Below are 24,676 nucleotides of genomic sequence, written 5' to 3'. Positions count from 1 at the left end.
TCTTCTGCGTCCCGAAACGTCGCGCCGGGTATCATGGCGATCGACGTGTTCACGGACCGGCTGCCCAGGCAGTCACAAGGTAGCTCGATGAGAAACAGACTTACCCTCCTGGCGCCATCGGCTGCGCTTTTGACCGCGCTTTTGGCCGGATGCGGCCCAAACAAGATCATCGTGGATCTGCCGTCACCCCAAGGCCAATACCACGTTGAAGTGCGCAAATGCCCTCAACCGGGCGCCATGACGTGGACTGAGAAAACCCAGGTGTCGGTCTTAAAGTCCGGCACATCAGAGAACTGCCAGTCCGCGGTGAATGCGCTGGCGCAATTCGGTTCTTTTTCGCCGGATGACCAACTGCAGTTGGAATGGATTTCCGACGTGGAGCTTAGGGCCTGGCATCCGGGCTTTGATCCCAAGTTCGGGCCTGCATCCGCCTCATACAAGCCCGATAGTCCGGTCAAGATAATATTTGCGCCGGCCAAATAATCAGCGCGTCGTGCTCGGCAAGCGGGGTGGCTACGTCGACGGCTTAGCCCCGGCGCAATGCTCCCTGAACGCCTTCTCGCCCGCATCAGAGACTTCTACCCACTTCTGGTCCGGCGGCGCACCGGCGACATAGCTGTCGTGCCAGTTCCACCACTGGTAGGCCGGTGTCTGGGGATACCCTTCAGGGGAATCCTCCCAAGCCTCTTGCCGGCCCAGCGGCGTGATGTCCAGATAGTTCCACGTTCCGCCCATCTGCTCGTCGCCGCGGTTATTCAAAAAGTACGTTCGGAATACGCGGTCTTCGTCGCGAAAGAACACGTTCGTTCCGTGCCATTCGTCCACGCCAAAGTCCGCATCGAAACGGTCGGTCAGCGTGAACCACGGCATCTTCCAGTCCATGCTCGCCTTTAGGCGGGCGATGTCGGCTTGCGGGGCGCGGGAAACGAAAACCAGCGTGGTATCCCGGGCGTTTAGATGGGCCAGGTGGGCGACCTGGTCGGCCACCATCGAGCAGCCACGGCACGCGTGTTCCGGCCAGCCGTAAACGCCGGGTTCGAAGAAGGCGCGGTAGACGATCAGTTGGCGGCGGCCGTCGAACAGGTCGCGCAGGGTGACGGAACCGTCAGCGCCTTCGAAGACGTATTCCTTGTCGACAGGCGTCCAGGGCATGCGGCGGCGTTCGGCGGCCAAGGCGTCCCGCGCGCGGGTGTGGGCTTTCTCTTTCAGCAAGAGCCGCTGGCGGGCGGATTCCCATTCATCGGGGGTGACGATGGGGGGCGTGTGCATGGCGGTCTGGCCGACGCGGCCGTTGGATGGAGTAGGCGTGGTCATGGCTAAGAATCCTCCGAAGTGCGGTGATGTAAAGACAGTTTTGCACCATCGGAGGTCGCCGGGGAGTAACAAATGTGGCGCTATTTCAGTGGCTTACTGGCGGCAGGGCGCCCGTTGCCTACTAGTCTTGTTGCGCGTCAAATTCGCTGCGGTTGAGCAATTCCAAGCACAACGTATCGAACCACTGCAACCCCAACGGATATTCCGTTTCACCCGTGCGCGTGCTGTCGAATTCGTCGTCCAAACGCAAGCCGAAAAAGGCGTCCAGCGGGGGCGTGCCGGGTTGGCGGGTCGCCAACACCAGTTGTCGTCCTGCCTGATCGATGTCGGCCGGAAGCGCGTCTACAGCCGCCCCTGCCTGTACGTATCGTGCAATTTCCTGCTCGACGCGCGCCTTCAACCGGGCCTCTTCAGATTCGGACATGGTGTCCAGCTCGAAGGTTTCCAATAGCAGATATACGTCGCGGTGGGCATCCAGAAACGTGATGGTTTCGTCAAGGCCGGCGAGCAGGTCGCCGACCTCCGGAGACGGCGCCGGCTCCGCATCCACGGATGTGTCTCGGCCAGGCGAGAATACCTGCTTCAGTCGGCTGACAAAGGACGGCGACTGCGATGTGGCGGCAGGTTGCGGCCCACTTGCCGATAGGCGGGCCGCCGCGCGCACAATCTCCGCGAAGCGTTTCACCCGCTGGAATCCGGCATCGAATTCGCTGCTGATCGCATACAGGCGCGGCTTTTCGTCGGACTCGTCGCTATCGAAACCATCGTCCACGAGCGACGCGCAAAGCTGTGGATCTCCCGACATCAGCAGGCGGTAGATGAATGGCACGGCGTAAGGCCATTCGGACAGGCCGGAAATTGTCTCGGGGCGGTCTGCGTAGGAGCTGGGACGATTGCTCAAGCTGTAGAGATAGGAGCGATTGGCCATGGATAGTCCGAGAGAAAAGGGAACAGGTGATTGGCACGGTACGGCGTCAGACCGAGCTGATAGCGCGGCCCTAGCGGCCCGTTTGCCAAGCAAACGATACATGGGTCGTGCGCTGCAGCGGCAAGGAAATGCTGGCGAATCGCGCTTCGATGCGATCGCGCTCCCGCGCATCGATGCGTTCGCCAAGCACCAATGGCAGCCGCCTACAACGGGCAAGCGCGTCGGCTACGCCAATCTGCAGCAGTTCAGCGGTCGCCCGTGCCGCAGCAGCGATGTGGTCCGCCGGGCACGTCATCAGGTGCAGATCGTACTCAGCGTAAAGGTCACGCGAGATGCCGGGCAAGGGCTGCGGCTCGTTGTCGCCGGTATAAAACTCCCCGCGATCCAAAAATGCATCCTGCTCGGCGTAGTGTTCAAGCGCAGCCGCATAATCTTCAAGCTGTGAAAGCGGCTGCTGCCGTTTCTGAACGCTTAGCACGTCGGCGAAGGTGGCGGCCTCTAGATAAGTGACCAGCCCATGCTCGACGGCGAATGCGGGATGTTCCTCGCCTTCTTCATTGACCACGGGCTCGATCTCGTCTTCGCTGCAAGACAAATAGATCTGCGCCTTAACGAGCGGAACGCCATCCGTCACGTAGACCCAGGAATAGCGGTCCCATACATCCCTATCGTCGTGACAGGCAGCGATGGCTTCGATGCTGTCTAGAAGGCTTAAAAGCTTGGCCATGGAGAATCTATCGGTCGAAAGCGACGATGATGCCAGATCACGGTTCCGCTAACTCACCCCCGCAGTCTGAAACCATTTTTTACCGAGCCACGCGGCCGCATGCGGCATCCTCGCCCGTACACTACCCGGATCATCAAGGAGCGATATGTCGATGCAGAAGTTGGGCCGTTACGGGGTAGTGCTGTTTCTTGCTGCGCTGAGTTCCGGGTGTTCTTCAATCGTTGGCGAATGCGGACTGGTCCGCAGCAGCTGCATGTATGAAGGCCAATACGAGCAGGGCGAGGAAGATTACGCGGAAGAGGAAGCGCAGCGCTTGAACAAGCAGTCGACGGATCGGTTGCGCCGAAGCAATTGATCTCCGGAATATGGCGTCAGACTGCATTTTTCGGTAATAGCTGAACGGCAGTGTGTCAGACGGCCAGTCAAGGTCGTCACACTCCCGCAAACCGCCCCGCCAACGCATCGCAATATCGCACCAGGATCGCCGCGTCCACGCCGACAGCCGTAAACAAGCTACCCGCTTCGATATACCGACGCGCCAGCGCCTCGTCACCCGTCAACACCCCCGGCGCCTTGCCGGCGGCGCGCACCCGGCGAATCGCGTTTTCCACCTCTGCCACCACCTTCGGATGCTGCGGCTCGCCCGGATACCCCAAGCTGGCAGCCAGATCCGCGGGGCCGATAAACACCCCATCGACGCCATCCACCGCAATCATGGCGTCCAGGTTCTCTAGCGCTTCGCCCGTCTCGGCCTGCACCAGCAAACACAGTTCTTCTTCGCACCGGCGCATATAGTCCGGCACGCGCCCATACCGCGTCGCGCGCATGGTGCCGCTGACACCGCGCACGCCGCGCGGCGCATAACGCATACCGGCCACCGCGCTTCGCGCCTCGTCCGCGTTCTGGACATACGGCAGCAACAACGTCTGCGCGCCGATATCCAGATACTGCTTGATCTGCACCTTGTCATTCCAAGAAGGGCGCACCACCGGATGGCTCTTATACGCGCCAGCCGCCTGCAACTGCGCCATTACCGTCGGCAGCACCACGGGCGTGTGCTCGGTATCCAGCAGCAGCCAATCAAAACCGCTGGCCGCGACCAGTTCGGTACTGTTCGCAGCCCCAAGCGTGACCCACAGCCCGGTTTGATGACGCTGTTCACGCAGGGCGCGTTTGAACGTATTGATGGGGAGTTCCATGCGCGCCGCCTTATGAGAAATGCACCGAGATGCTGCCCAGCTTGCCGTAGTCGGCATGCAGCGTGTCGCCGCGTTTGACGGCAACGGTGCGGGTGAAAGACCCCGCCAGCACGACGTGCCCGGCTTCCAGCCCGGCGTCGTGCTGCGCAAGTTTGTTCGCCAACCACGCAATACCCAACGCCGGATGCCCCAGCACGGCCGCCGACACGCCTGATTCTTCGATCACGCCATTTTTAAGAAGCAGGGCGCCAACCCAGCGCAGATCAATATCCATCGGCCGCACCGGGCGACCGCCCAGCACGATGCCGGCACACGCCGCGTTGTCGGCAATGTTGTCCACGATGCGACGCGGGTACTTGCTGCGCCCGTCAATCAGTTCCAGCGCGGGCACCACATAATCCGTGGCATCCAGCACGTCGAATAAGCTGACGTCCGGCCCTTGCAGCGGCTTGCCCAGGACGAAGGCCAGTTCGACTTCCACGCGCGGCACGATCAGCTTGTCGGTGGGGATGGTCTGCCCATCTTGAAAGAACATCGTGTCCAGCAAATGGCCGTAGTCGGGCTCGTCAATGCCCACGGTGCTTTGCATGGCCTTGGACGTCAGGCCGATCTTATGGCCGCGTAGCTTCGCGCCGTCGGCAATCTTCTGGTCGATATTGCATTGCTGAATGGCATACGCATCGGCAATCTCAATACCGGGAAACGCCTGGTCCAACTGCGTGGTGGTACGCCGCTACGCTCGGCTTCAAGCAGCAAGCTGGCCGCGCGGGCGCGGTCTTCGTCGTTAAGCATGGAAGGCTCCTGATCAGTGCGCGGCGACTTCGTCGGCCACGGGGTTGGACAACACGCCAATGCCGGCCACTTCGACCTCGACCACGTCGCCCGGCTTCAAGAAGCGCGGCGGCGTAAAGCGCACGCCCGCGCCGATGGGGGTGCCGGTGGAGATCACATCGCCGGGTTGCAGCGTGGTCCAGATGGAGATGTAGCGGATCAGTTCCGCGAACGGGAACATCAGGTTGTCGGTAGCGTCTTGCTGGCGCAGTTCGCCGTTCACGCGCGTGGTCACCGTCAAGGGCGCGGCGGGATCAAACTCATCGGCTGTCACCATCCACGGCCCCATCGAGCCGCTGGCGTCAAAGTTCTTGCCTTGCGTTACGTTGAACTTGCCGTGCTTGAGCCAGTCGCGCACCGTGCCTTCGTTCAGGCAGGTCAGGCCCGCGATGTGACTCCAGGCGTCTTCGGCAGCGATGCGGCGTCCGGCCTTGCCGATGATGATGGCGATCTCGCCTTCGTAATCCAGTTGTTCGGATTCCGGGGGGCGCAGCAAGGGTTCGCCATGGCCCACGAACGAACCTGGAAAGCGCGGGAACACGCTGGGGTAGGCGGGCGGCGCGCTGCCGTCTTTATATTCCTCGTTGCGCTTGCCGTAGTTCACGCCGACGCAGATGATTTTTTCTGGCGAAGGGATCGGCGGCAACAGCCGCACCTCGTTCAGCTTGTGCGTGGCGGGAAGCGAGTCCGCCAATTTGGCCAGCGCGGGCAGGGCGTTAGCTTCCAGTGCGGCGCGCAGGCTGTCATAACCATGCCCATCCAGTGCCACGATCTGGTCCTGGCCGCGCAGCGCGCCAAAGTGCGCGCGGCCTTCATGCGTATAAGTCAGCAGTTTCATTCGTCGAATCCAAACAAGCGAGCGGGGTTGTCCACCAGGATTTTCTTTAGCGTCGCGGCGTCGCCCGCATAACGCGCCAACTGGTCCACCAACTGGCCCTCGTCGGGCGTGGGTTTAGTGGAGACGGGATGCGGCCAGTCGCTGCCCCACACTACGCGGTCGGGGTTGGCGGCGATCAGCGCTTGCGCAAGTGGCGTCACGTCGTCCCAAGGCGGGCCGGTGCGAGAGATCTTTTCCGTCAACGACAACATCACCCAGAAGTTGCCGCGACGTAGCAACGACTCCAGCAACTGCCGAGTCGGATCTGCCGCGCCTGCAGTGGGATCGGCACGCCCCATGTGATCCAGCAGCACCGGAATATCCAGCCCTTCAAACTGCGCCGCCTGCGCCATCATGCCGTCGGGCTCAGGCTGAAACTTGGCGTACCAACCCAGTTCACGAATGCGCGCAATGGCGCGGTCAAACACGGCCGGCGCCATGCTGATGCCCAAGCCCTGGCGCGTGAACCGCGCCCCGCGCACGCCCGCATCGTGCAGTTTCTGAATGTAGGTGTCGTCACGCTCGGCCAGCACCACCGCATTCGCGCAACCGCGATACGACGGGCCGGCGGCGGCCAGGCCGTCCAGCACTACCTGATGATCCGCGCCATAGGTCGTGGCCTGCACGATCACGCCACGTTCGATGCCCAGCAGGCGGTGCAGGCCCAGCGCGGTCTCAATGGTGGCGCTGGGCATCTCGTACGCCGCGCCGGGGCGCACGGGGTAACGGTCTGCGGAGCCGAACACGTGAAACTGGCTATCGCAGGAGTGCGGCGGAAGGCGGGTAGCCGGGGCGGTCGGATAGGGGTTGAAAGGCTGATATTGCGAGGGTTGATACTGCGCCATCGTCTGTCTCCCTTATCCGATCACAGCAACAAAATCGCATTCGATCAGCTTGTCGCCATCCAGATCGGCCTGCATCGTGTGCCGCGCTGGCCGGTTCTCCGCATCCGGAAACGCTTGCAGCCATACCGCATTCAGCGCCGCGCGCTGGCTACGGTCGCGCATCCACACCGTCATCTTCGCGATCTGATCCAGCGTGCCGCCGCCCGCTTCCACAATGCGCCGCACGTGGTCGAACATCAGTTCGCACTGGCGCTCCAACGTCGCGCCATATGTGCCCGTGGCCGGGTCGGTGCCCTGAATGCTGCCCGAATACAGCATGGGCCCAATCCGGCACGCAGCGGGAATGGGATTCTTGTGGCTGAAGCCTTCGGCGTAAATGCTGTGTCTGCTCATGGCGGGTTCCGTATGGGGCGGGTGATGAATAATGTGCGGGATGGAAGCGGCGATGCGAGGGCGTCACCGCAATGTGTGGCGTCAGTTCGCCGTGATGCCCGCGCGCTTGATGATCGGCGTCCAGCGCGCGTCTTCCGCAGCTAGATAGCGCGTGAATTCCCCGGGCGAGCTACCACGCGCCTCGGCACCCAGATCATCAAAACGCTGAATAATCGTGGGCTGCGCCAGAATCTTGGTCAGCGCCTCGCTCAACTGTTTCAGCACATCCGGCGGCGTGCCCTTCGGCGCAAGCAGCCCGGTAAACGTGGCCGCCTCCATGCCCTGCACACCCGCTTCCGCAAACGTCGGCACGTCCGGCATCGACGGCACGCGCTTGGCCGTCGTCACCGCCAACGCGCGCAAGCGGCCTTCCTTCACATACGGCAGCGCCACCGAAATCTGATCAAAGTTGAAATCCACCTGCCCGCCCAACAGATCGGTCGTGGCCGGCGCGTTGCCCTTGTACTGCGCCGTCGTCCAACGCGCGCCCGTCAACGACTGCAACAGCTCGCTGACCAGATGATTCGTGGTCCCCGCACCCGGAGACGCCATGTTCAGCTTGCCCGGCTCTTTCTTCGCCAGCGCCAGCAATTCCGCCAGCGTCTGCGCCGGCACGCTCGGCTTCACCTGCAACACCAGCGGCGTGTACGACACCGAACTGATCGGCGCAAAGTCCCGATCCCACTTGTACGCATCCCGCTTGAAAATCAGCGGCGAGAACAGCAGCGGCCCGTTCGCCGCCATGAACAAGGTGTAGCCATCGGGCTCGGACCGCGCCACCTGCTCGCCGGCAATCATGCCGCCCGCACCCGGCTTGTTCTCGACAATAAACGGCTGCCCAAACGCCGCCTGCAAGCCCGGCGCAATCAGTCGCGCCGCCACATCCACATTGCCGCCCGGCGGATAGGGCACCACGATCTTCACGGGTTTCTCGGGCCACGCGGCGTGCGCCATGGAAGTCAGAACGGTCAGCGCCACCGTGGCGCAGGCGCGAAGCGCATTGCGATGCATGGTTTGTCTCCTGGTCGTGTCATCACGTTTTGTTTGTTGTGTTTGACGACACTCTAGAAATTACCGCGCCGCTGAACAATCCGAATTTCAAGAAAAGTTCCGGATGTTGGACTCTTTTGGCAGGTTGCTTTGTGGGCGGCTTTTGGTGGGACCTTGTTTCGCCGGAGAATTAGCCTGGGCGCCTATTGCGCACGCGGTTTTCTTCATTGTTGAATGTTCAATATCCGGACTACGGAGCCAGACCCATCATGCACTTTCCCGCCAGCGACCTGAACCCCGAACAAACCTACCGCCTGCTGAGCGGCATCGTCGTGCCACGGCCCATCGCGTGGATCAGCAGCGTCAACGCCCACGGCGGCGTCAATTTGGCTCCGTTCAGCTGCTACACCTTCGTCTCAAACAAACCGCCCATGATCGGCGTCAACATCGGCCGCAAAGCCGGCAAACGCAAAGACACCGCCGAGAACATCCTGGCCAACCGCCACTTCGTCGTCAACGTCGGCGACGAAACCCTGCTTGATCCCCTGCACGACAGCGCCCAAGAACACCCGCCCGAAATCAGCGAAGTCGACGTGCTGGGCTTAAGCGTGCTTCCCGGCGCCGTTATCGACACCCCCAGACTTGCCGCCGCGCCCATCAGCCTGGAATGCCGCTTTCATAGCGTCACCCCGTTTGGCGACACCGGCGCGGAGTTCTTCGTGGGCGAAGTGGTGATGTTCCATATACGCGATGGCCTGCTGCAAGACGGCAAGATCGATACGGCACTACTACGCCCCATCTGCCGCATCGGCGGGCCGAACTATGCATCGCTAGGCCCCATCGTCACCAAGCGGGGTATTCAGCAGACGCCCAAATCCATTATCAAACCGGAGGTCACGTGACCGAATCAGAAGACAAAAGCGCATCCGGCGCGCAGACGGTACGCAGGGCCTTGGCGCTGCTGCGCCTGATTGCCTGCGGACAAGAACGCGGCGTGCGGCTGGTGGATCTGGAACGCATGTCCGGCTTGAATCGGCCCACCGTGCATCGCTTGCTGAAGACGCTGGTGCAAGAGGGCGCGGTTGAACAGGATTCAGAAACGCGACGGTATTTGATCGGGCAAGAGATCAGTTTGCTGGGCCTGGCGCGGACGCGGCGCTTTCCGCTGCTGACGCTGGCGGACCCGTATATGAGCGAGCTGGCCGATCAGGTGGGGGATACGGTGTTTTTGAGTATTCGACATGGGCACGATTCGATATGTATTGGAAGGCGGACGGGCAGGCATCCGATACAGGTGCTGTCGATTGAAGTGGGGGTTAGACGGCCGCTGGGCGTGGGGGTGTCGGGGGTGGCGTTGTTGGCGAGTTTGGGGAGGGAGGAGAGTGTGGAATTGGTGCGGGGGAATGCGGCCAGGCTGGAGGTGATGGGGGAGCGGGTGGAGGATGTGATTGCGCGGGTTGAGGTGGCGCGGAGGGAGGGGATTGCGCATGCGCCGGCCGGGCTGATGCCGGGGACTAGTGCGGTGGCGGTGCCGGTGTTGACGGAAGGAGGGGTGGCGCTGGGGGCGATTACGGTTACGGCGATGGCGGAGAGGTTGGGGGTGGGGAGGTTTGGGATGGTGGTCGAGAGGATGAAGGCGGCGGCGGGGGGGATTGCGGGGAGGTGGGGGCGGGTGCGAAGGGGAGGCGACTCTTAGAAGAAAAATGGCTCCGCTAGTCGCTAGTGCAGTTGGTGTGCTAAATTTAGTAACTAAAGTATCATTTAGATATTTAATATTAATCTGTGCGCTGATGTCTGATGGTTTCGATGAGATGCGTAATGGCTTTTTTTCGGAAAGAAGGACATACACTCTTGCCGCCTCCAGCGGAGGCTTCTGGCGCGCACAGGCGCGGATATCTTATAACTGATTATTTGGAAGCGTTCTCCAAAATGGTCGCTAAATCGGAAAACTCCGTGCTCACGCACACTGCGATGAGCTCGCCTGAGATCAAGACTCCGGAGGTTGACCCGGTTCTCAGAGATGTGGCTAGCTTCATTCAGCGTAGTGGGACATTCGTCTGCAAGCATCCCGGCATAGCAGGAATGGCGACCGTGGCGCTTGGTGCCCTCACGCTGCTGACATACTTTTTGCCATTGGGCTTCATCCCCGAGTTCGATCTACCAAGTATTACCGGAGTTCTTGTCATTGCAGCTCTGCTCGGGGGAGTGCAAATATTTTGGCTCGGGGCAAGCCTTCTTTTTCCCACTCTTCTTGGTGTCACGAACTTATATAAACCTGACGTTGGGAAAAAATATGGGGTACCGGTAATCGTTTTGACAAGTACGGTGGCGTGGATCGCAATCCTCTGGGGCGGTTCCGCGGCTGACCAAGATTGGTTCTTTTTTGGTCTGCCCTTGGTGTTTCTTGGGGCGCTGGTATTTTTTACTATGCGCTGGACTCGAAAGTGGGCAAGATATTTATTCTTGATCGGGGTGCAAGGGATTGTTTGCCTGATTGCGGTGTTTCTCTTTCATCCAGCGCCTCAATCAAGCATTTCGCAATTTTCCCACTCGCTTCAATGGATTTTCCTTGCCGTGTGGTGTTTGCTTGTGTCTATTGCAAACACGGCCCTCGGCAAGGAGGGGCGCCCAAGTTTATTTGCAATAGTAGGCGTCGCTGCATACCTAGTATTTATTTTGGTATTCATGACGCAGAACTTGGGTTATGTGCATGGAATGGCTATTCGAATCTTAAGCCTTGGTGATGTTCGCGGGGTTGTGTTGACGGTTAGCGATGCAGGAGCGGCGGTATTAAGTGCTGCGTGTCAATCCGAATCGCCGCCGTCTAGCTGCGTACCTCACGAAATCGTAGTGGGAGATGCCCGTGGTTATGCCTACAAGAATATTACAATTCTCTCCCGAATTGGAAGTCAGTATTACGTGCAGCTGTGTGCCGATGCGGAAAAAGGGGGGGCGTGCGACACCATCGAAGGCCTGCGAGTCGTAGTGGAGAAACGCGACGTTCGCGGCTGGTCAAAGGCAGGTGCGACTCTCAAAAAGTCAATGCAATCAATCTCGGAAAATTAATCATCCCGATGTTTTGCGCTGGTGGGTGTGCTCGAATTGGCCTTTCGAAGATGCTATAAGCGATCAGTTCTCTAACACCTCGGAAGAAAACTATTTCGCTTTGGTCTCTATGTTTAGTTTCAATAATAGAATAACCCTTCAGCTAATAGCGCGACAATTTGCTGATGCTGCGGCGTAGTTCCATGCAATGCGATCGGTCTGTGTGACTTGCTTGAGGCTGACAGCTGACTGGTAGTAATTGGCTGTCGGCGTCAAGGTTTCGACAAATTCATTAGAATCTTGTCTGACAAAAATAAATTTTGATTGACCTAGTGGCGTAGTGGAACCTATTTTTCTAGGAATATAGGTCTATCTCAAAATAGTCAAAGAAAAAATTGAGTACAGATCCCATTCCACCTAGTTTTTTCAATGCGTAAGATTGTCTGTTCATCACTCACGCTAGAGGTTGTCAGGAGTGGAGAGTTTATGTCAGCGGTCCCGCTGCGGAATAGAGCTACGTTACATCGGTCGACACGTTACGATTCAGAAATAGAATGAATATTCAGTTATCTGATTCTCGATATATGGTTTCCATCAAAGATGTTCTTCTCAAATTGGCTGCGGAAGCGCCTGTTGGTTTTATGGATGACGTCATCCACTTGGATAGCAACTTGTGCCTTTTCTTGATGGCGGACAACTCAAAGAGTCAACTGGTATTTATAGACGTCCCGGTTGACCGGGTTGTTGCACTTGGCAGAAGGGATTTCATTAAGCCTGATGACACTTGGCGCTCTGCGGTGCAAAGTCTAACTTGCAACAGTTGGACCGACGCAGTCTTCGATTACTTTGATGCTCCGCTGCAGGAAAAAAGTTTTCCAGCTCCGTCCAGCTTGTATGAAATGCATTTGAATTGTATTGGTGGGCTGTGCCAGGTCGCAAATGGCAATCATCGGCTTGTAGCGGGTCGGGCATGGCTCACCGCGATTTATGGTAATTCCGCCTTTTGGAAAACAGCCAAAGTTCGGTACCATCCTCTGACGATTCCGGGAAGGGAAATTTTAACGCGAGCTGCTAAAGCTAATAGCGGAGTGCTAGTCGCGAATTTCGATTCGCCTCATGTTGAATTAATTGTCGAGGGAAGACGCATCAAACGTCTGGCTGCACTGAGTATCGAGCCTCTAAAAGTCTTTCTAATGGGGGAACACAAGTTGGTCGTTCGAAAAACTCCTTGGCACTGTCGGATTCACGGAAGTCATGCGTGGACTGAGTTGCGGAAGGTTTCTTGGAGCGAAATTCCGGCGGCGATGGTCAAGCGCTTGTTAGACGACAATTGGATTACGTCACAGGTGTAGTGTGAATAGATGGACATGGGACAAACATAGTGGATGCCGCATTTGAACGAAAGATGGTGCCAGACTGGAATTCTGCTTTAGTGGCACTGAGAGAAGCGCTCGGGCTTGCATCTGCCTAATGGCAGGCGGAATTGAGATTTTTGTTCCTTGAAATCTTCGAAATCTTAGTTTGTGAGGAACATCGGAAGAAAGTCCTGACGACCCGCGCCAGCGGCTGTGACAGGAGTTAGGATGGCTCTCGCACGTTTCATCGACACACAGTAATTTGTGAAGGTTCGTTTTAGCTTTTAATCGCGAACTTTGAATTTTTTCGCAGAGACTTGTGGCGAAGATGAATAGAGTCTCAGACTGCGATTAGGGATATGCTGGCTAGTGAAATTGTGTTCTGACGCCTGTATGTCAGAACACAGATAGATCAACCCCGAGACTCCTCGCGAAAGTCCTGCGGTCGCAACCTCCTCGGAGTCTGGCCGCCGCTTTGAGGTGTGATAATTGGCGTAAAGAAACGGAAGCTAGCGTAAGGGGGATAATTTTGCGGCAAGTCAGATTACCGCCAGCCAAGCCAAAGCTACTGAGTGAACAGGAGCTTGCGCGTCTGCGCGCGTTACCAATTGCGGATGTGGTTTCGGCCGTAGGGATAACTCTACGTGGCAATAAGGCAATGTGCTTCAATGGTCACGATGCAGCGAGTCCAAGCTTCACTGTTAGCAAGGCGAGAAATACCTGGCGGTGCTTTGGATGCGGTGAGCATGGTGACTCAATCGCGCTTGTCGAAAAAATTCACGGCCTTGGGTTTAGAGATGCTTGCAAATGGCTCTCCCGCCAGTTCGGTATCATGGGCGGCGACGACTCGCCCGGTCGAAGCTCTCGTTCAATTTTGCAAGCAACAAGCCCCAAGCCAGTTAATCGTCCTCCGTCTGTATCCTCGACTAGTCCCGACCCCGAGTTGTATGCGTGGCTGATGGCGCATTGCGGACCCGTAAACGCGTCCTTGGGGGCAGACTACCTCCGTGCCCACGGAATTGCAGAGGATCTCGCGCTCAGGTTCGGTGTAGTAGAGCTTGTAGATCCCGCGAGGGCATATCGAAAACTAGAAAGGCAGTGGGGTACCGAGCGAATCCGAGAGGCAGGACTGTCAGGGAGCCGACGGGCACTAAGCTGGACTGGATACGCCGTCATTTTTCCCTTCAAGCTCGATGCCACGACGGAGTACTTGCAAGTTCGCTGCCTTCAGAGCTTCCGAAAATTCTTCGGCCCAAGTGGTATTCCAAAGCCGATGTTCAACAGTCAGCGTCTTCGCCACCTGCAGCCAGGCAGTCTTCTACATATTTGTGAAGGCGTCCCTGATGCAATTGCCATGGAGGGGGCCGGTTTAGCCGCAGTTGCGGTTTTGGGTGCTACCTCGTTTCGTTCCGAATGGGTTGAGAAACTGCTCCCGTTTGATCTAGTGGGAGTTCCTGACGGCGATGCTGCGGGCGAGAAATTCATGAAGTGCCTTTCTAATGAGTTTCGGTCCAGAAGCAAGAGCATCCGGTTTGTAGTTCCACCAATAGGCATGGATGCCAGCGACGTGATTGCGCGAGGAAAGAGTGCATAGTTTTCTCACACAGGTATGTGACCAATTAAACATGCGCTGGGCATGGGAGAAGGTGAAACGAGCGTCGGTTCCAGGCGACGTCTGGATCGACGAGGCAGACTTAGCTCATTTTGAAGTTCACTTGGGCCGCGAACTCCGCAGTCTTGCTGACGATCTTCGCTCCGGAAGGTTTCGAATTTCACCAATTCGGCCTATGGCGTTTCCAAAGAACCCTGATGGGAATGGGAACTCTAGGGTCCGACAATACTTCCACTTTACGATCAGAGATCAAGTGGCCTGGACTGCTGTAGTGAACGTCTTAGGGCGCTACGTCGACGCCCAGATGCCCGTTTGGAGCTACGGCAATAGACTATTCCGGTCTGCATGGATTGAAGAGGATGTACACGGAAGTAAGATACGGAAAGTCGGCCCGTACAGGCATTCGTCAGGCCGAATTTATCGACCTTTTCAACAGGCCTGGCCGCTATTTAGGCGTCATGTCGCGTTGGCGGTTTCAGCAGCGGTGCATGGTCATTCCAAGGTAGATAACCTCGATGACGATGAACGAAAAGAGCTTGAACTTCAGCATCACATGCACAGGGCCGATCAATGTCCATTTGTTCTTGCTGACTACTGGACTAGCTTGCCTACTGACCTCAATAAGGGCGATATCTATTGGGCCTCTGTAGATCTTGAGAAGTTCTACCCGTCCATCCCCCTTACTGCATGCGTTGAAGCAATCTCCCAGTTTGTTCCGGCTGAACTTCGTCTAGAAGTTCAACGACTGCTAAAGACGTTAACTCGGCTGCCATTGAATCTTGATGGTTGGACAGACACCGAACTGAAGCACATCGAACTGGATGAGTCTCGAAGAACATTCCACAAGATTCCTACTGGGCTCATGGTGTCAGGGTTTCTCGCAAATGCAGCACTCCTACCGGTCGACCAAGAAGTACAGAGAACACTCCAAAGCGGCCGTATCGCACACTTTCGCTACGTCGATGATCATGTGATATTGGCCAAGACGTTTGAGGAGCTAATGAGCTGGATCGATCACTACAAGGAGGTTATTGATAGGCTTGGCTCGGGTGCAAGCATTAACCCCGCAAAGACTGAACCGAAAGCCTTAGGGGAACTGCTAGGAACTAGCGACGTTTGCAAGCGCGTTGCCGGGTCAGACCTGTGGAATCGAGCTCAAGATGAGTGTCGCCTTGATCCCGAGTTTCCAACTCCATTAATGACGAAGACGATCGCTTTGGTTTCGGCGATCGGCAAAACAGATTTCACGGCGCTCGAAGACAACGAACTCTCCATTCTTTCGCAGCAGTTGGAGCATCTCTTGCTCGTAGAGGTTCCTGAAGCAGAGATGCCAGCGCGAACCCGTCTGGCATTTGCGGCGACTCGCCTTGCTCGCGTCGCGGAAACAAGACTCGCAGCACCGGAAACATTAGACATCCGACGTTCGGGGCTCGGGCAGAGTCGACCGAGCGGGAGTCAAGCATCCAGTCTCAATGGCGAGAGTCCTATGAGCGACCCGATCGCTGCTCTCACTGGCATCAAGGACTCTCAGATTCAAGCCCGGCTTGCCGGCATTGCTGACAGAGTGTTTGGCTTGGTGAGAAGAGTTCTGCACGAACGTCCTGATCGTGTCCGTCTGTGGACGCATGCGCTGGCCATCGCGCGCCGCCTCGGCGCTACCGGGCTGGAACGTCTCTTTGATGACATCGACCGTCATGCCCACGACCCGGTGAATCGACTAGCGGCGAACTACATACTTGGCAATTCTTACGCGGTGCTCGCTGCAGAAACGGTACGAGCTGCACAGCTACTTGTTGACACCAATGCGGCGGGGTGGCGCCGGGCAGCCGCATTAAGATTTCTGCGGGATATTGCGAGGCTTACCCATCGAGGACAACCTCAAGCAGACCAATGGTTCGTACAGAAAAGCCTAAATCAGTTCTTTGTCGGCGTGTATTGCGCCGCTGTATTGTTAGAACTATCGTCAGTCTCGTCCCAGCTCTTGGGAAAAGGGATGAGTCAACTGTTTATCGACAAAGGCCGCGCGTTGCTGACTAGCGATGACGTGCCACCGAACCTGCGCGTTGCGCTTGCCTGGTGGGGATGCAAGTTCGACCTTCGCAAACCAGTCCGCCGAGCGTCCGATCTGATCATTCACTTGGGAGCCCAAGTGGATGGCCTCCCAGAGTCCGACGATCTGTGGACATTCTTCCCTGCGGATGCACCAATCGCTCCACTCGAACGGATAGCGTCCAAAACTAGGCCAACTCAAGTGCGTCAAGAGGGGTGGTGGTTTGACGCCTTGATGGGGCGCCTCGATCGCCCCGAAATCCGGCGAGTAACGGCTCTTTCACCAGCGGCTTCCCGCGTTCAGACATCGCTCGAAGGATCGGAGACTGGAAAACTACTGCCGCTGCCTGTCTGGGCAACAAAAATCTGGGGTAGCCGCGATCCGCAAATCACAAGGGAATGGCGACTCGGCGAATGGACCTGCCTAGAGATCGTCAGGCAGGCAGCGTTGCTGCTGTCATCCACCGCCGAGACGTTAGACCAAGATTATCTGCAACGAGCATCGAGTAAAGGCACTAATGCACGCGCCCGTTGTGCTCACCCACTCAACTTCGCGCTGCCGAGTCATCTCATCGACACGCCTGCGGTGTCATGGCAAGAGTGGAAACAGAAGTTGCGAGAGCCAGGAGTTGGAGCTCTCCGGCAAGTTTCTAAGCAAAATCAGATCTATGACAGACGGTATGCGCCGCTCGTATTGAGCGAAATAGGCTCCGCGCAGAACCCAGTTCGCGGCCTTGGCCTGTGCCTCTTTGCCTTGCTTTCCCGCTCGTTCCTGCTGCCAGTGCAATGGAATGGGCCGGGGCATGAAAGCGTGCTCAGATACCTTCCTCAGCTCCTACGAGACGAGATCACCTATTCCTCCGCCACTCTCGGAATTCTAGAAGCGTGTCTCCAACCCCGGGCGTCCGAGAATGTACTGGCCGGCCTGTACGACACTTGGAGCCCGGACGCCGATGATGACACCGAGCATGATCCGGTAAGCCTCATCGATACTGCGGATTTGGCGCGCGTTATCTCGATTGCTCAGAACGAACTTGAGGAAAATCAAATCTCCACCTTCAATCAGCAATCTAGGCAAGTCACACCCGTCAACCTCATGCACCTCACCGACGTTGATTGGAAGGGGTATTTTGAAATGGGGCCAGCATGATTTCCGAGAAGCTAGCATTGGTTGAGGCGCTTACTCTTGGCGTAATTCAGACGACCTTGGATTCCAACGCCGCGTGGGACGGCGATGGTGGTGAGCCTAGAATCTCCGCAGCCGAGGATAGTCGTGCGTGGCACGAAATTCGTAGAGCGATGAGGGCATTGGCAGATCACGATGATCAGCCTCGCATCGTTCTCCTCCCTGAGCTTGCACTCCCAAGAACGCGACTCGATGACTTCGAACGCCTTGTCTGTTCCATGAATGTGCTAGCAATCGTTGGGGTTGACTACCGTTTAGACCATAGAACGAAGTCTGCGAAAAATGAAGGTCTCGTCCTCGTCCCCAGAAATTTTTGGAAGCGCACACCTTCACGCTATGCTGCCCGAGTTTGGTTCGGCAAACGGGATCCAGCGCCGGCTGAGGCGTCTGGCTTCAAGAAGTACGTACCGCCCTGGGCATTCCACGCCGATCCCAACGTCTATGTCTTCGATGCAGGACCTTATGGACGAATTGGCGTCAGCATTTGCTACGATTTCATGGATATTGAACGGGCCCTCCTGTATCGCGGACGGGTCCACCATTTGTTTGTCCTGGCGTACAACCGCGACGTTAAGCTCTTTGAGTCGTTGGCGGTTTCGCTATCAAGGACAATCTTCTGTAACGTGGTGGTCTGCAATACCGGATACTTCGGCGGCTCGCTAGTCGTCTCACCGTACTACGAGGCGTTCAAGCGCATTGGATATTCGGTCGATGGGGGAAAACTCTTCACCGCTCAGTGTGTTCAGCTTCCCGTGCGTAATCTCGATGCAGCCATTCGAGGTTGTGACACCGAACCTGCCACATACAAGCACTTGCCGCCAGGTTTCGTGACTAGTATTGGTCATGCCGCAGCGCCTCCCGATGATCTATCAGGAGTCAACATTTCACTATTTACTCCGGGGCTGAACGTCGATTAAGACATGTTCAAACCGCCGATTCACGCCGACTTGATAGCAAGTCAGGTGCGGGCGACAGCCAACAGCAACGTAAATGCCAAACGTGGACGACGGCATTCTGGGGTCGATTTAGCCTGAGGTAGAGCCGCAGATGCTGCGAAATAGACCTGGGCTGCAAAAAAAGCGAAATGGTTGGAACGGATCGAAATCGGACTTATGAACAGTGATTCAAATGCTCGTAAACATGACTGCCTTAATGCGTCGGAGCCGCTGTTTTTCCAACTAAGGAGCCCAAGGTCGGCTATCCATAGGAAAAAAGTAATGGTGTCGGACTACGGTTTCGGAAAGGGAATTGTAGTCTGACACCATGCCTCCATATCGATGACTCAGCAGAGAGTTACGGTCTGGTCCGGCCTTGCCGTGTCACCTAACAGGGAAATCTCTTAAGCGGCGTATGCTTTTCGAATTTTTGAGGACTTGGGGGAATTATGCGTGACGAGTTGATGACCGAGGCATTGTGTTGGGAACTCGAAAAAATGATCACGGCAGAATATGCGCATGCAGTAAAGGCTGCCGAGGGCTGGGTATTCTATTGTCCGCACGAGGTATGCCTCACAAGCGTGCACACCCGGACGCGAAAAAATACCTATTTCGCAGCTCGCGCTAGGCACGTCAGTGGATGTCCTGACGAGGCGCCTTCAACAGAGCTCTCTACAATACCCGGGGCGACGAAGCGCAGATCTGCGCAAGTTCGAGAGAAGCCAATACCTAATTTGCTGGGGCCACTGCCTGCGCTAAAGCAAAAATCCTGCGCCCCGACAAAGGAAGAGCTCTTGTTGCTATCCCGGACAGTGAGACATATACCAGCGCTACACCCCGGCACGCTGGAAGAAGTTGTTGACGCCTGGATCCAGCTCTCGCCGAAAGAACGAGACCAACGAGCGCTGACCATTGGCAGTCACGAGCTGACCTACAAAAGCGCCTTCAAATTTCTTGGTGAGACTTCTGATGACGTAACCTCGCTCGACTCCTACAGGCAGATCTTTTTCGGTGCCGCGAGCGTCGAGAGGTGGAAGCAGCTGATATTTGTGAAAAGCGGAAAGAAGTTCGCGAACGGAGAGATAACGGTACCTCTGCGTTTGACTGTCAAGGAGGACGACGCGCCGTGCTGGCTTACCGAACTTGTCAATCGACCGGCAACTCTCTTCTGGCATCGGGCAGTGCCAGAATTGACCTATAAAGGGAACGCTTACCAGTTTAAAGTCGATTTTGAAAAGCCTGACGCAGGATTTACTGTTCGTCCAGGCCATTTCACATCTTGTGACGCCCACGTCGCCATTTAAGACGATACAAACCTCACGATGTGGAGTTGGCTACCGCTTGGAGGTACCAGCGATGTACAGAGTGGTGGACCGAATTCAACTTACGATGTCAGGGCTCCCTAGTCGATCCTTCCGTGAACAGCAATTTACCGCTTTGGGCAATAGCAGTCCTTCAAAACTGATCCTGAATTATGCGAATACCCTTGCTAGTTTGTCGGAGATTTTTGCCGAAGCCATGACAGCGCGGGTGCACTTACCCGGCGAGGCGCTCTTAAGATATGAAGGCTCAGATACATGCCACGCTATGATTTTTTGCCTCGTCAGAGGGTTGAGGTGTCAAGCTGTGAGTTCCTGCTGAAACTGTGGTCCGACTCCTATATTTTATTTCAGTGTCATTGGGCCGTTGGCACTGTTTGAGCGTTGGCGCAAGGATGGAAAGCTAGGTAATCAATGGCACTTGATGTGGGGTGTCCTTGTCAGTGGATAGTTAAAACTTAATATACAAATGCAGACGCACGAAAAATACAATAGCGTGTTCCTTTCGACTGAGCCCCAATTCGCTGGCCATCTTATGATCGCGGGTGCGGAGAGCAACGTTAAGCTTATTGGAAAGAGCTTCTGGCCATCTCCCGAGGTTGAATATACAGATATCCATGGAACGCTAAATGACGGAAAAAAGGCGTCTCTTCTGGATTGTGTGATTCAAGGAAAAACACGGCACCGCTTTGATGAAGATTCACAATGCGAGAGCGCATTCTTCCCGAACTATATTGTCGTGGGTGAAAGTTTCATTCGCTCAGATGAGCATGTCATCCGAGCGGTACGCTATCACTTCGACAACGTCAGCAGCCTATTACGCGGATACGAAACTTTTCGGTCCCTTGATCTCAATATAGATGAGACACTTCGTATCCTGGAGGAGGACCACAGGCATTCTCAAAAGCTGGCGGAGAAGCACGGTTGGTCGATATTTCCTTTCAAACCTGAAATCGGCGAACACCCTCGTCTACTTTATTTCAGCGGCTTGTGGGAAATAATAGCGTTTCAATGTAGCGTTGGGAACATCGCGCTAACAAACCGCACCTCCCAAACAAGCGGCGATGCAGCGGGGATCGGTATCAGCAACGAGGTCACCATAAATATAGAATTTATAGAGCCCAAGACGTTGAATGAGGCGCTCCATGCTCTCCGAGTTCTTCATGGGTTGTTCGAACTGAGCCTAGGCCATCGGCAACGCTATCAGTGGATTGAATTGGAGTTGACTCACCCCCCGAAAGATACTGAACACAACTTAGCTCAGATGGCGAGGCTGTACTGGAGCTTGTGCAATGAGCGCGTGAATGGTGAGTCAAAGGCGAGTCTAAGGGATAGTCTTCTGGCTCCGGATCAGCGCCCCGACGAGTTTTCTCAGGTCGCTATGCGTTGGATCGACAGTTCGGCGACCATGCGTGATCCGAGGGAGCGGTTTGCAACCGCATTTTTCAGTGGGTATAGCATCGACCGCATTGTCGGCGCTGCCAACATGTTCGATTTACTTCCAGAAAGTCACGTACCGAGAACTAGGGATATCGACGATCCCTTGAGGGACGCAGTGATTCAATGTCGTAAGATATTTACGGCCCTACCCGCTAGCTTTGGTAAGCAATCTGTTCTCTCTGCCTTAGGGCGTGTTGGTAAAGCTAGTCTTCGCGACAAAGTTATGCACCTTGCTCATAAAGTCAACGCAGCGGCTGACGGCAGGTTTCCGAACTTACTTCTGCCATGTCATCATGCAGTTTTATGTCGAAATCACTATGTACACGGAACCGAGGGTGCGTTCGACTATCAGGGCAACTTTACGGAATTCGCGTTCATTACTGATACGCTAGAGTTCGTATTCGCAATTTCGGACCTGATTGACCTGGGATGGGATTTGAAGAGGTGGTTGGCACACGGTTTTTCAATGACGCATGCGTTTGGAGTCTACGTAGTGAACTACCCAGAAAACCTTCGCCGTCTTGAAGCTCTAGTGAAAAAATAGGAGCTGGAATTAAGGTGCCAGGCTGCAATTTCATCTGAGTCCACTGCGGTATTGGAGTCTGGCACCTTTATTTCTGTCCGTCAAAGCAAAGATTTTTCTATATTTCAACGCCATTAAGGTAGTGGGCGGCGCAGCCGCAAAAAAGATATGTATGCGGAGCTGAGGCGCAACCGGTCGGACCTGGATCTCTCGGTTGCATCTACGGGAGCAGCAGTCGAACAGGCAATGACGTCTTGGGAGGCAGCTCACACGAATCAATTTGTTGATGTGCCCCAATCGCTACAGACCAACTTTTTCGGCTTTAACAGCGGGGGCAAGATGAGCGGTCTCTTTGACTTCGTCTTGGTGACCGATCGGAATCTGTTGATGGTAAGTCGAGCATCGTCGGCCGAATCCTTTAGCAGTCTAAAGAAATGTGATGAAGAAATATATAGCTAATAGTGTTTATATAAGCATTCAAGCAGGTGGGGTGCAAAATGATTTTTCGCTTAGTAATTCGTTGTTGATAGTCGTGGATCACATTCCTGATGAGGAATACCGGCAAATTCCTGCAATGTTGTACTGGTTTGATCGAAAAAAAAGGCCGATATTCGTAGAAAATATCTCTATTTTTTTTCTTCTCGGGAAATCCTTCGATAAGGAAAAATTAGAAATAGGCAGCAATGGGATTTTTTCTATCTCTGAACTTAAGGGCCAATTTTGCGATATTGCAATTTTTCTCGGGAAACGAAGTGCCTATCGCGACCTCGTCCAGCTAGCTGGTCATGTCCTAGCTAAGAAGTTGCTGTCTAAAGCTAACGAGCTAGCTGTGCTTCAGGCGTTTTCCAAGAATAGCCGGGTGTTAAAAATCTTCCGTGGGCGGGGATGGCTGCCTCGAATATTAATGAGCAGCGAGCAGCAGTTCGCTTTTCTTGCGTTCGAAAAGATATTGAATGAGGATCCGAATTACTTCGGCCTGCCGTCGGGTGTCACATCGTTGCAGGCCGAACTGAGAATTGAAAGTGCGACGAAATTAGAGTTTAAAGCTGAGTACGAGGAGCTTCTAGGCGAGACGCAACCTATAAATGCAATTATAGGAGCCAATGGTGTAGGAAAGACTCGATTGTTGCTAGCGCTAGCGAAGGCTGCTCTAGACAGCAATCTGAAAGTTACTTCTGACGTTCCCGTGCCGGGAGCAGTGGACGAGCGCGTTCGTCCTTCGGATATTTTGACTTTCACGTACGAATCTGCACTTTGGACAAAGTGGCGCCGCAATGGTGTAACCGTAATTGGTTTAGGGGTTGGAAAAAAAGAATGGAGACAGTTAACTCCTGCTATCCAGCGGCTGGCTTTATCTGAGGATGCCAACTTCAAAATCAATGCTTACATCGAGATAATAAAAAAGATTGTTGATCCATGGGAGCTTCTAATTCCAGTGGAACGCTTGGTAATTGACGAGGCGGTTATCAATGTCCGAAATGGTGCATATCTTCCTTTATCCGTGTTGCCCAATACCCCAAAAGAGGTGGTTGGTCTACTGGATCCGATGCGCGAGATAATTGCGCATTCTTCAGTACTAGGTCAATATAATCTAAGCTCCGGGCAGCGCAGCCTCCTATTAATGACTGCGCAGTTGCTCCTGGAGGGCGAACGTTCGTTAGTCTTGATTGACGAGCCAGAAAATCATCTTCATCCCCAGTACGTAACGTTGCTCATGCGTACACTTCGCTCGACATTGGTTGCTATGGAGAGTCGGGCAGTAGTTATTACACATTCGCCATTCGTCGTGCGGGAATTGGATAAATGTGCTGTCCAAATTCTCGATAGAGATGTTGATTCAATTCCCTGTTTATTCCAGACGTCTCTTCAGACATTCGGGGGGGATGTGTCAAAAATATCTGATTACGTCTTTGGGGGGCGAGAGATAAGGACTGGATATCAAGATCTTATACAGAGGGTTCTTGATAGCAGTTCTTCTGAAAATAGGCGGGAGGTTGCGCAAAGGGTTTCTCCATCGTTGGGGGATGATGGGGAGCTTTATCTGCAAAATATTTTGAATCAAGACGATGCCAACTAGAATAATTCCCACTAGAAAAATTGCAGACGATCTGTCAGCCCTTAATGATTTTGTTGTCGGGAAACAAGAAAATTGGAAGACGGTTAATCTACACATGTCGTTTTTCAAAGAACAGTATTTTGGCTATTTGAATGATTTTTCTGGCATGGGTAAATATCGAGAGCTTAGGCCGGATCAAGATGAGTCTGATGTGAAGATCTTGAATAAACTCTACGATCAAAAGCCTAAATGCCTTGGATATATTGCAGAATTGCGCAGAAAGGCCAGCAGAAGTTTAGCTGTATGTCCATATTGCGGCCTTCCGGCGGGTAAGATCACACTTGATCATTATTTGCCAAAAGATGCAAACGCGTTTCCTCACTTCTCTATTTTCTCTTTCAATCTTGTGCCGGCATGTGTCGCGTGTCAGCTGAAAAAAGGAAACTCGTCGCCACCTGAACGAGTTCTGCATCCGTATTTCGATAAGTTCGTCAGCCGAATCGTGTGGCGTTTAGTGCCCCGTGATTTTCGAGACCCGATCGCAACCCTAACTTTGGTGCCTGCTAGAAAATGCCCACAAGAACAAAAAATTGTGATGGATCATATAAAAAAACTGGGAATTCAAGAGCGCTTTCGCAATGAAATTGCACACCTCGTAAATTTTACAGTTACGGCATTTCGAAGTGGCGATGTGGTGACAAGAGATCAGGCGAGGACGAAGGCCAGTGATCTTCTTCTGAGCTATATGAGTAAGGATCTAACACCAAATAGTATTTCCTGCACATTCTTCCGAGCATTGCGAGATTACAGATCCCTCGCCGATGTGGTGATCGGTATGGCAAGGGCCGCGCCTCCAAGGCGGACGATTAAGTCGCAAGGCGTATCCCTGTAAAGAGCACTGATCGCTGCATTGAATTTTTACTGTCAAGCCGAGGGGGGATTCTTGTGCCCCAACCGCTGAATTTCTGCTATGGGTAAAAAGACTAGATCCATTCTTTCGCGAAGAGAAAGCT

General features: G+C 54.9%; 22 protein-coding genes. 13 read left to right on the top strand and 9 right to left on the bottom strand.

Going from position 1 to position 24,676, the window contains the following annotated elements; genetic code table 11:
* The first annotated feature begins 33 nt into the window (after positions 1–33).
* Positions 34–483 (top strand): hypothetical protein, encoded by a 450-nt coding sequence (locus tag ACE039_RS05275; protein WP_485811434.1) that lies wholly within the window; start codon positions 34–36, stop codon positions 481–483.
* A gap of 30 nt (positions 484–513) precedes the next feature.
* Here ACE039_RS05275 and ACE039_RS05270 read toward each other — a convergent pair whose 3' ends face one another.
* The 3 genes from ACE039_RS05270 to ACE039_RS05260 all read right to left on the bottom strand — a co-directional run bounded on the left by ACE039_RS05270 (position 514) and on the right by ACE039_RS05260 (position 2,969).
* Complete coding sequence (locus tag ACE039_RS05270) at positions 514–1,314, bottom strand: DUF899 domain-containing protein (protein ID WP_485821850.1); 801 nt, start codon at positions 1,312–1,314, stop codon at positions 514–516.
* Between the two features lie 121 nt (positions 1,315–1,435).
* Positions 1,436–2,242 (bottom strand): DUF7822 domain-containing protein, encoded by an 807-nt coding sequence (locus tag ACE039_RS05265; RefSeq protein WP_485821849.1) that lies wholly within the window; start codon positions 2,240–2,242, stop codon positions 1,436–1,438.
* A gap of 70 nt (positions 2,243–2,312) precedes the next feature.
* Positions 2,313–2,969: a DUF7716 domain-containing protein gene (locus tag ACE039_RS05260; protein ID WP_485821848.1), complete on the bottom strand. Its 657-nt coding sequence runs from the start codon at positions 2,967–2,969 to the stop codon at positions 2,313–2,315.
* A gap of 145 nt (positions 2,970–3,114) precedes the next feature.
* Here ACE039_RS05260 and ACE039_RS05255 point away from each other — a divergent pair, with 145 nt between their 5' ends.
* Complete coding sequence (locus ACE039_RS05255) at positions 3,115–3,324, top strand: hypothetical protein (protein ID WP_105557777.1); 210 nt, start codon at positions 3,115–3,117, stop codon at positions 3,322–3,324.
* A 76-nt stretch (positions 3,325–3,400) separates the two neighbouring features.
* On the opposite strand, the gene ACE039_RS05250 is transcribed toward ACE039_RS05255, so the two are convergent.
* From ACE039_RS05250 to ACE039_RS05225, 6 genes are all read right to left on the bottom strand, one after another.
* Complete coding sequence (locus ACE039_RS05250) at positions 3,401–4,168, bottom strand: aldolase/citrate lyase family protein (RefSeq protein WP_485821847.1); 768 nt, start codon at positions 4,166–4,168, stop codon at positions 3,401–3,403.
* 10 nt (positions 4,169–4,178) lie between these two features.
* Positions 4,179–4,883, bottom strand: a complete 705-nt coding sequence (gene hpaH / locus ACE039_RS05245) for a 2-oxo-hept-4-ene-1,7-dioate hydratase (RefSeq protein WP_485821846.1) — start codon at positions 4,881–4,883, stop codon at positions 4,179–4,181.
* A gap of 90 nt (positions 4,884–4,973) precedes the next feature.
* Positions 4,974–5,837, bottom strand: a complete 864-nt coding sequence (locus ACE039_RS05240; protein ID WP_485821845.1) for a fumarylacetoacetate hydrolase family protein — start codon at positions 5,835–5,837, stop codon at positions 4,974–4,976.
* Entirely contained in the window at positions 5,834–6,721 is an 888-nt protein-coding gene (locus ACE039_RS05235; protein ID WP_485821844.1) for an amidohydrolase family protein, read from the bottom strand. The genes ACE039_RS05240 and ACE039_RS05235 overlap by 4 nt, the downstream gene beginning before the upstream one ends.
* A gap of 12 nt (positions 6,722–6,733) precedes the next feature.
* On the bottom strand, positions 6,734–7,114 hold the full coding sequence (locus tag ACE039_RS05230) for a RidA family protein (protein WP_485821843.1): 381 nt from the start codon (positions 7,112–7,114) through the stop codon (positions 6,734–6,736).
* A gap of 81 nt (positions 7,115–7,195) precedes the next feature.
* On the bottom strand, positions 7,196–8,164 hold the full coding sequence (locus ACE039_RS05225) for a Bug family tripartite tricarboxylate transporter substrate binding protein (RefSeq protein ID WP_485821842.1): 969 nt from the start codon (positions 8,162–8,164) through the stop codon (positions 7,196–7,198).
* Between the two features lie 248 nt (positions 8,165–8,412).
* Here ACE039_RS05225 and ACE039_RS05220 point away from each other — a divergent pair, with 248 nt between their 5' ends.
* From ACE039_RS05220 to ACE039_RS05170, 11 genes are all read left to right on the top strand, one after another.
* Positions 8,413–9,045 carry a flavin reductase family protein gene (locus ACE039_RS05220; RefSeq protein WP_485821841.1) on the top strand — a complete coding sequence of 211 codons (633 nt, stop codon included), beginning with the start codon at positions 8,413–8,415 and terminating at the stop codon, positions 9,043–9,045.
* Positions 9,042–9,839: an IclR family transcriptional regulator gene (locus tag ACE039_RS05215; protein WP_485821840.1), complete on the top strand. Its 798-nt coding sequence runs from the start codon at positions 9,042–9,044 to the stop codon at positions 9,837–9,839. The genes ACE039_RS05220 and ACE039_RS05215 overlap by 4 nt, the downstream gene beginning before the upstream one ends.
* A 257-nt stretch (positions 9,840–10,096) precedes the next feature.
* Positions 10,097–11,209, top strand: coding sequence for a hypothetical protein (locus tag ACE039_RS05210; protein WP_485821839.1), 1,113 nt, complete (start codon positions 10,097–10,099; stop codon positions 11,207–11,209).
* 533 nt (positions 11,210–11,742) lie between these two features.
* Positions 11,743–12,540 (top strand): hypothetical protein, encoded by a 798-nt coding sequence (locus ACE039_RS05205; protein ID WP_485821838.1) that lies wholly within the window; start codon positions 11,743–11,745, stop codon positions 12,538–12,540.
* A 619-nt stretch (positions 12,541–13,159) separates the two neighbouring features.
* Positions 13,160–14,137, top strand: a complete 978-nt coding sequence (locus tag ACE039_RS05200; RefSeq protein ID WP_485821837.1) for a CHC2 zinc finger domain-containing protein — start codon at positions 13,160–13,162, stop codon at positions 14,135–14,137.
* The gene (locus tag ACE039_RS05195) at positions 14,130–17,354 is read left to right on the top strand and encodes an RNA-directed DNA polymerase (RefSeq protein WP_485821836.1); all 3,225 of its coding nucleotides are present in this window, start codon (positions 14,130–14,132) and stop codon (positions 17,352–17,354) included. Before ACE039_RS05200 ends, ACE039_RS05195 begins: the two co-directional genes overlap by 8 nt.
* Positions 17,351–18,307 carry a carbon-nitrogen hydrolase family protein gene (locus ACE039_RS05190; RefSeq protein WP_485821835.1) on the top strand — a complete coding sequence of 319 codons (957 nt, stop codon included), beginning with the start codon at positions 17,351–17,353 and terminating at the stop codon, positions 18,305–18,307. Before ACE039_RS05195 ends, ACE039_RS05190 begins: the two co-directional genes overlap by 4 nt.
* A gap of 467 nt (positions 18,308–18,774) precedes the next feature.
* Positions 18,775–19,629, top strand: coding sequence for a hypothetical protein (locus ACE039_RS05185; RefSeq protein WP_485821834.1), 855 nt, complete (start codon positions 18,775–18,777; stop codon positions 19,627–19,629).
* A gap of 484 nt (positions 19,630–20,113) precedes the next feature.
* Complete coding sequence (locus ACE039_RS05180) at positions 20,114–21,628, top strand: ApeA N-terminal domain 1-containing protein (protein WP_485821833.1); 1,515 nt, start codon at positions 20,114–20,116, stop codon at positions 21,626–21,628.
* Between the two features lie 418 nt (positions 21,629–22,046).
* Positions 22,047–23,684: an AAA family ATPase gene (locus ACE039_RS05175; protein ID WP_485821832.1), complete on the top strand. Its 1,638-nt coding sequence runs from the start codon at positions 22,047–22,049 to the stop codon at positions 23,682–23,684.
* Positions 23,674–24,555: an HNH endonuclease signature motif containing protein gene (locus tag ACE039_RS05170; protein WP_485821831.1), complete on the top strand. Its 882-nt coding sequence runs from the start codon at positions 23,674–23,676 to the stop codon at positions 24,553–24,555. Before ACE039_RS05175 ends, ACE039_RS05170 begins: the two co-directional genes overlap by 11 nt.
* Positions 24,556–24,676 lie beyond the last annotated feature (121 nt).

The organism is Achromobacter maghribensis (genome assembly GCF_057334215.1).
Note: the sequence above shows the minus strand (reverse complement) of the source record. Positions and strands in the feature narration are given on the sequence as shown.